Annotated in this window: 5 protein-coding genes; 2 read left to right on the top strand and 3 right to left on the bottom strand. The window is 37.6% G+C overall.

Going from position 1 to position 3,502, the window contains the following annotated elements; all coding sequences use genetic code 11:
- The coding region (locus tag A3EO_RS13940) for an IS3 family transposase (RefSeq protein WP_409359784.1) at positions 1 to 68 on the top strand (68 nt) is incomplete at its 5' end.
- A gap of 63 nt (positions 69 to 131) precedes the next feature.
- Here A3EO_RS13940 and A3EO_RS0112070 read toward each other — a convergent pair.
- From A3EO_RS0112070 to metN, 3 genes are read right to left on the bottom strand one after another with little or no spacing between them, the layout of a single operon-like run.
- Complete coding sequence (locus A3EO_RS0112070) at positions 132 to 932, bottom strand: MetQ/NlpA family lipoprotein (RefSeq protein ID WP_018347339.1); 801 nt, start codon at positions 930 to 932, stop codon at positions 132 to 134.
- 20 nt (positions 933 to 952) lie between these two features.
- On the bottom strand, positions 953 to 1,618 hold the full coding sequence (locus A3EO_RS0112065; RefSeq protein WP_018347338.1) for a methionine ABC transporter permease: 666 nt from the start codon (positions 1,616 to 1,618) through the stop codon (positions 953 to 955).
- On the bottom strand, positions 1,611 to 2,645 hold the full coding sequence (metN, locus tag A3EO_RS0112060; RefSeq protein ID WP_013745471.1) for a methionine ABC transporter ATP-binding protein MetN: 1,035 nt from the start codon (positions 2,643 to 2,645) through the stop codon (positions 1,611 to 1,613). The genes A3EO_RS0112065 and metN overlap by 8 nt, the downstream gene beginning before the upstream one ends.
- 171 nt (positions 2,646 to 2,816) lie before the next feature.
- On the opposite strand from metN, the gene gmhB reads away from it, so the two are divergent.
- A complete protein-coding gene (gmhB, locus tag A3EO_RS0112055) occupies positions 2,817 to 3,380 on the top strand; it encodes a D-glycero-beta-D-manno-heptose 1,7-bisphosphate 7-phosphatase (protein WP_018347337.1) in 564 nt (187 codons plus the stop codon).
- Positions 3,381 to 3,502: the final 122 nt, after the last annotated feature.

Genomic DNA, 3,502 nt, shown 5'->3' with positions numbered 1-3,502 from the left:
AGGAAAGAATACAATTAAAATTAAATGGACTGAGCCCTGTTCAATACAGAATTCAGTCCTTAAAATAACAGTCTAACTTTTCGGGGTCAGATCAAAAACTCTTTCGGCTGTTTGAAATGTTAATAATTAAATTACCAACCTTTTACAACAGAATCTTTGAATTCCGCCATTGCTTTTTTATAGACTTCTTCCGTATTGTATGCCTTAACGAAGTTTTGAACATCCGGATCAGCTTTATTATCTTCACGCGCAACAATGATATTGACGTATGGAGAATCTTTATCTTCTACGAATACAGCGTCTTTACTTGGATATAAACCGGCAGCGCCTGCAAAGGTATTATTGATGATAGCAAGATCAACCTGACCTAAAGTACGAGGGATAAGGTTGGCATCAAGTGTTTTGATGTTTAAATTTTTTGGATTATCAACAATATCCAATGTGGTAGGTGTTAAGCCGGTACCTTCTTTAAGTTTTAATAAACCTTGTGCTTGTAGTAATAACAAGGCACGACCGCCATTAGTAGGATCGTTAGGAATAGCTACGGTTGCGCCGTCTTTTAATTCCTTAACATCTTTAATTTTTTTAGAATAAGCGGCAATAGGATAAACAAAAGTGTTACCTACGATAACCAAATCAGTCCAACCACGATCTTTCATTTGTGAATCCAAATATGGTTTGTGTTGGAAAGCATTGGCATCGATAAGTTTATTTTCAAGAGCCGCATTTGGTGTTACATAATCAGTAAACGGCACTAATTCAACTTCTAGACCATATTTATCTTTTGCGATCTGTTTTGCTGTTTCAGCAACGCTCATTTCAGGGCCGACTTGAATGCCCACTTTGATTTTCCCATCTTTAGCGAAAGCTGAGGATGAAAATGCGATAGCGGCAGATAATGCGCTGATAGTTAAGATGTTTTTGAGTTGCATAGAAATCTCCTTCAAGATATTTATTTATGATTAAAGTAACGAACAAGATGATCGCCAATGGTTTGAATCAGTTGCACCATAATGACAAGAATAACAATGGTCGCAATAAGAATTTCCGGCACATAAGTTTGGTAACCGTATTGAATGCCGACATAACCTAAACCGCCGCCGCCGACAGTACCTGCCATAGCAGAGTAGTTCACTAAAGAAACCAGTGTGATAGTGAGAGAGTTAATAATGCTAGGCAATGCTTCAGGCAATAAGAATTTGGTAATAATTTGTAGATTATTCGCCCCCATCGCACGCGCAGCTTCGGTTAAACCGGAAGGAATTTCCATCAAGGCACCTTCAACCAAACGCGCCATAAATGGAATAGCGGAAATAGTCAATGGCACGATAGCGGCGGTTGTTCCAATAAAAGTGCCTAAAATCAACATAGTAAATGGAATAATCGCCACCAGTAGAATAACGAACGGAATGGAACGACCAATATTGACAATTGCGCTTAAAGCAAGATTTAGGCTTTTATTTTCTTTAATTTGTCCCGGTCGGGTAATAAAGAGAATAACACCGAGCGGAATACCGAACACGGCTGAGAAAAATCCGGAAGCAAACACCATATAGAGTGTTTCTAAGGTCGCATTACCGATTAAAGTCCACACCTGTGGCGTTAAAACATCAAACATAACCTAACACCTCAACACGAACATTATGTTCGATTAAATAAATTTTAGCCTGTGTAATTGCATCTTCGTCACCTTCCACTTCGGCAATAACAAAGCCGAATTTAACGCCGCCGGCGTAGTCAATTTGTGACGTTAAAATACTAAGATCGATACCGAATTTTTTTGATGCCAGTGACAATAATGGCGCATCAACGGAACGACCGGTAAATTCAAATTTTATTAATGGATAAGATTCCGGTGAGCGAGGCGAATCACTAAGTTGTGCCAAATATTCATCCGGTAGATTAATATGAAATGTAGAGTGGATAAAATCTTGTGCCAATTGTGTTTTCGGATTAGAGAAAATTTCACTGACAGAGCCTTGTTCTACCAATGTTCCTTTATCAATAATAGCTACGTGATCACAAATTTGTTTTACCACATCCATTTCGTGAGTGATTAATAGAATAGTGATGCCTAAATTGCGATTAATCTCTTTAAGCAGTTTTAAGATAGATTGTGTAGTCGCCGGATCCAATGCACTTGTCGCTTCATCACAAAGCAACACTTTAGGATCATTTGCCAGCGCACGCGCAATCGCAACACGTTGCTTTTGACCTCCGGAGAGATTACTTGGATACATCTCTCTTTTATCAGACAAGCCGACCATATCCAATAAACTATTGACCTTGTTTTGAATTTGTTCTTTTGGGGTACCATTCAATTCCAAAGGCAATGCAATATTGCCGAAAACAGTACGAGAACTTAATAAATTGAAATGTTGGAAAATCATTCCAATTTGGCGGCGTGCTAACACTAATTGAGCTGGTGTCAGTTGCATTAAATTTTGACCATCAACAAAGACATTTCCACTCGTTGGACGTTCAAGCAGATTAACACAACGAATAAGGGTACTTTTACCTGCGCCGGATGCCCCGATAACGCCGACAATTTTACCTTTAGGAATGTCTAGTGAAACATTATCTAAAGCCGTCAGCTGTTTATCACCAAGCTGAAAAATTTTATAGATATTCTCTAATTTGATCATTTTGTACTTAATTAAGTTAATGAAGAAAATTAGCGTTATTCTAGACGTCTAGATAGCTATGTCAATAAAATTTTTATAAGGTTTAGTTATTAGATAGTAAAATTCAGCACATACGGTTAAGCTAAAAGAATGACGTTATTAAAAAAGATAGATGAAATAAAGGTAAATGTAATGAAGAAAGCCATATTTTTAGATCGTGACGGCACTTTAAATATTGATTACGGTTATGTACACGATATTGATCATTTCCATTTTATTGAAGGAAGTATAGAAGCATTAAAGGCATTACAAGAGATGGGATATGCTTTGGTGCTTGTGACTAACCAGTCAGGAATTGCCAGAGGATACTTTACTGAAGAAGAATTTAATCAATTAACGGAGTGGATGGATTGGTCGCTGGAAGATAGAGGCGTGCATTTGGATGGTATTTATTATTGTCCGCACCACCCGAAAGGTGTCGGCAAATATAAAAAAGAGTGCGACTGCCGAAAGCCGAAACCCGGTTTATTGTTGGAAGCAATGGCAGATTTGGGGATAGATCCTAAAAAATCCATTATGATCGGAGATAAGTTGGATGATGTTATTGCCGGCAAACAGGCAAATGTGGGAACAACCGTATTAGTGCAAACAGGAAAAGAGGTAACGGAAGAAATAGCTATTCAAGCTGATTATGTTATTGATTCCATTGCATATTTGCCGGCATTAATCAAAGAGAAAATTTCTAAAAAAGATTGAAAAATAGCCATTTAAAAAATTTTCTTAAAAAAAGACTTGCACAAGGTTTTGAAATGCCTATAATACGCCTCCGCAACGACGCTGAAGTGTGAAGTTAAAAAGAAAGCGTCGTTTTTTGTTCT

It is taken from the genome of Gallibacterium anatis DSM 16844 = F 149, from assembly GCF_000379785.1.
Taxonomy (GTDB): domain Bacteria; phylum Pseudomonadota; class Gammaproteobacteria; order Enterobacterales; family Pasteurellaceae; genus Gallibacterium; species Gallibacterium anatis.
Note: the sequence above shows the minus strand (reverse complement) of the source record. Positions and strands in the feature narration are given on the sequence as shown.